This is a genomic window from Candidatus Binatia bacterium (assembly GCA_036382395.1).
Lineage (GTDB): Bacteria > Desulfobacterota > Binatia > HRBIN30 > HRBIN30 > JAGDMS01.
On the sequence record DASVHW010000145.1, the window covers coordinates 1 to 4,319 of the forward strand.

A 4,319-nucleotide genomic window follows, 5' to 3' on the forward strand; every position below is an offset into this window, starting at 1 on the left:
CCGAGCCACGCGACACCGCGTTCCGCTTCAGCCAGGAAGACAAGATTGCCGTGTTCTACTGGATCGACGGCAAACTCGGTTACGCGTTGTCCGGGGAGATGGACCGCGCGAGCCTCCTGGCCGTCGCCACCGTCGTCTACCGCCAGCTCAACCCCTAGACAGGCCATGCACACGGCGGGTCGGCGATCCACACCGCCGCGCTGCTGGGTATGCGACTGCCGTTCCTTGCGCACGAGCGCGCTGCGGCAACTGCACCCGGGTGCCTGGTTTGAATCAGCTCAATCGGCCGTGCCGAGCTTCGGCTCGGCGCGCCCGCCGCGCCGCCGTCGCCCCATCCACTCCTGCAGGTGCTCAAAGTAAAGGTAAATCACCGGCGTGATGTAAAGCGTCAGCACCTGCGACACCGCGAGGCCTCCGACCACCGCGAGGCCGAGAGGTTTCCTCGCATCGCCGCCGGCGCCGAGGGCCATGGCGATCGGCAGACTGCCCATCAGCGCCGCCATGGTGGTCATCATGATCGGCCGGAAGCGCACGATGCAGGCCTCGTAGATCGCATCGGCCGCCTTCTTGCCTTCCTTCCGTTGCGCCTCGATGGCGAAGTCGATCATTATGATCGCGTTCTTCTTGACGATGCCGACTAGCATGATCATGCCGACAAACGCGTACATGTTGAGCTCGATGCCGAACGCGAGCAGCGTAAGCAGCGCGCCCAGCGCCGCCGTTGGCAGGCCGGAGAGGATGGTGAGCGGGTGGATGAAGCTCTCGTACAGTATTCCGAGCACGAGATAGATCACCACGATGGCCAGCAGCAGCAGCAGGCCCATGCCCTGGAGCGAGGCCTGGAACGCCTGCGCCGTGCCCTGGAAGGTGGTGTTGAGCGTGGCCGGCACCTGCAATTCCAACATCGACTTGTTGACCTGCGTGATCGCCTCCGACAGCGATATGTCAGGACGCAGGTCGAAGGACATCGTCACCGAGGGCAACTGGCCAAGGTGGCTGATCGCGAGCGGCCCGACGCCGTAGGTGAGCTTCGCCAGCGAACTGAGCGGCACCAGCGCGCCCGTCGAGGAGCGCACGTAGAGCATCTGCAGCACCGAAGGGTCGGTCTGGTAGCGCGGATCGAGTTCCAGGATCACCCAATACTGGTTGGTCGCCGTGTAGATAGTCGACACCTGTTGGGCGCCGTAGGCATTGCTGAGCGCCGCCTCGATCTGTTGCGCCGAGACGCCGAGCACGGAGGCCTTTTCGCGGTCGATGTCCACGGTGACCTGGGGCCGCGAAATCTGCAGATCGCTCGACACGTCCACCAGCGTGGGCACGGTTTTCAGCTTGGCTTCGACCAGCGGCGCCCAGTGATACAGCTCCTCGGTGCTCGCGCTCTGCACCACGTACTGGTACGGGCTCTTGGTAAGTTGCCCGCCGATGCGGATGGCCGGAACGTTCTGCAGAAAAACCTTCACGCCGAGAATATTGGCGAGCTTGGGCCGCAGGCCGCGGAGCACCTCGTCCGCCGACTTGCGCTGCGAGCGCGGCTTCAGCGCGATGGTGATCCGGCCCACGTTGAGCGACGGGTTGAAGCTGGTTGCGCCGATCGACGCCATCAGCGCTTCCACGTTGGGATCCTGGCGGATGATCTCCGCCACCTGGCGCTGCAGCGCCGCCATCGCATCGAAGGAAATGTCCTGTTGCGCCTCGGTGAAGCAGTACAGCTGCCCGCTGTCATCGCTCGGCAGGAAGCCCTTGGGCATCCTGGCGAACAGGAATCCGGTGGCGACGACGATGCCCAGAAAAACCGCCATCGTGGCGCGCCGGTGACCGAGCACCCATTGCAGGCTGGAGGCGTAGCCGTCCTTGAGGGCGTCGAATGCACGTTCGCTCAGCAGGTACACGCGGCCGTGCTTCTGCTGCGCGTGCGGCTTGAGGATGCGGCTGCACATCATCGGTGTGAGCGTGAGCGAGACGAAGCCCGAAATCAGCACTGCGACCATGATGACGACGGCAAACTCGTGCAGTACCCGCCCGAGGATGCCGCCCATGAACAGCACCGGAATGAATACCGCGATGAGCGAAATGGTCATCGACAGGATGGTGAAGGAGATTTCCCTCGATCCGTCCAGAGTCGCCTGCAGCGGGCTCTTGCCCATTTCGATGTGGCGGGAGATGTTCTCCAGCATCACGATGGCGTCGTCCACGACGAAGCCGACCGAGAGCGTCAGCGCCATCAGCGAGATGTTGTCCAGGCTGTAGCCGAGCAGATACATCAGCGCAAAAGTGCCGATGACCGACAACGGCAGGGCAAGGCTGGGGATGATGGTCGCCGGAATGTTGCGCAGGAAGACGAAGATCACCATTACCACGAGTACCAGCGCGAGCAACAGCGTGAACTGCACGTCTTCGACCGAGTTGCGGATGGAGATCGAGCGGTCGTACAGAATCTCGATGTCGATGCCGGCCGGGACCTCGGCGCGGAAGGTGGGCAGCAGCTTCTTGATCGAGTTGACCACCTCGATGGTGTTGACGCCGGGCTGGCGCTGAATCGCGAGCACGATGCCGCGCTTGCCCTTGAACCAGGCGGCGATCTTGTCGGTCTGCACACTGTCGATTACCCGCCCGAGTTCACCCAGACGCACCGGCGAGCCGTTGCGGTAGGCGACGATGATGGGTCGGTATGCCGCAGCGTCCTGCAGTTGCCCGGTGGCCTGCACCGCGAACATGCGCTCCTTGCCGTACAGCGTGCCGGTGGGCAAGTTGACGTTCGCTTGCGCGATCGCCTGCTGCACCTCGTTGATGCCCACGCCGCGCGCAGCGAGCGCGTTCGGGTCCACCTGCACGCGCACGGCGTATTTCTGCTGCCCGTACACCTGTACCTGGGCGACGCCGCTGATGGTGGAGATGCGCTGCGCGAGGAAAGTCTCGGCGTACTCGTCCACCGTGGACAGCGGCAGCGTATCGGACGTGAGTGCGAGGAAGTAGATCGGGAAATCCGCCGGATTGACCTTGCGGAAGGACGGCGGCGTGCTCATGGTCGGCGGCAGCAGGCGTGCTGCCCCCGCAACCGCCGAGCTCACGTCCTGGGCCGCGGCGTCGATGTCCCGGTCGAGGGAGAACTGGATGGTTATCTGGGTGGTGCCTTGACCGCTCACCGAGGTCATCGAATCGACGCCGGCGATGGTCGAGAATTGTTTCTCCAGCACCGTTGCCACTGCGGACGCCATGGTCTCGGGACTCGCCCCCGGCAGTTCGGCGCTGACCTGGATCGTGGGGAAGTCGACGTTGGGCAGGGTGCTGACCGGAAGCCGGAAGTAGCCCGCCATGCCGAAGATCAGAACGCCGGCCATGACCAGCACGGTCATGACGGGACGGCGGATGAACAATTCCGCCAGGTTCATGACTTCTCGGCCGCCGGCTTGGCGATGGTGACCTTGGCCCCCGGCGCGAGGCGCAACTGACCCTTGACGACCACCTGCTCGCCTTTTTGCAAGCCCTTCGCAATAATGGCATCGGCGCCATCGTTGCGATCCACCTCGACCGCGCGCACTTCGGTGGTCATGTCCGGCTTGACCACGTAGACGTACTGGCCATCGGGTCCGGTTTGCACCGCTTGGGTCGGCACCACCAGCGCATCTTTCTGGTCGTAGAGCTTGAGGCTGGTGCCGACGAACTGACCCGGCCAAAGAGCGTTGTCCGCGTTCGGGAATAGCGCTTTCAGCTTGATGGTGCCGGTAGTGGTGTCGACGGCATTATCGACGAAACTCAGCGTGCCCGACGCCGGCGCCTTGTCCGAGTCGGGCGGAAGCGCGTCGACCGACAATTTTCCCTTCGCCATGTGGCCGCGGATGGCCGAGAGACGCTGCTCGGGCACGGCGAAATTGACGTAAATCGGGCGGACCTGGTTGATGATCACCAGCGAGTTGGTGTCGTTGGCCTTGACCATGTTGCCGATCTGCAGCATCACTTTGCCGACAAAGCCGTCGATGGGCGAGCGGATGGTGCAGTATTCGAGCTGCAGTTTCGCGTTTTCGACCGCGGCCCTGCTCCCGAGGGCAACGGCTTCGGCGGTATCGGCATTGGTGCGGATCTGCGCATAGGCTTCCTTGGAAACGAAGTTTTTCTGCAGCAGTTCCTGGTAGCGCCGCTCCTGCGAGCGCGCCTGCTCTTTCTGCGCGGTGTCGCGCATGAGGTTGGCTTCCGCCTGGCGCAGCGTCGCCTCGAACGGACGCGGATCGATCTTGAACAGCGCCGCGCCCTTCTTTACTTCCTGCCCTTCTTTGAAGTTGACCTCGACGATCTGCCCGTCCACCCGTGCTTTGAGCGCTACG

2 protein-coding genes are annotated in these 4,319 nt (G+C 63.6%); both read right to left on the reverse strand.

Annotation, left to right across the window (positions count from 1 at the left end):
* Positions 1-278: 278 nt before the first annotated feature.
* Positions 279-3,389 carry an efflux RND transporter permease subunit gene (locus VF515_06800; GenBank protein ID HEX7407345.1) on the reverse strand — a complete coding sequence of 1,037 codons (3,111 nt, stop codon included), beginning with the start codon at positions 3,387-3,389 and terminating at the stop codon, positions 279-281.
* On the reverse strand, positions 3,386-4,319 hold a 934-nt coding region (locus VF515_06805), incomplete at its 5' end, for an efflux RND transporter periplasmic adaptor subunit (GenBank protein ID HEX7407346.1). The genes VF515_06805 and VF515_06800, both read right to left, overlap by 4 nt.

Excerpts from the sequence above, each read along its gene's own strand:
- VF515_06800 (HEX7407345.1), bottom strand. The coding sequence starts at position 3,389 with ATGAACCTGGCGGAATTGTTCATCCGCCGTCCCGTCATGACCGTGCTG.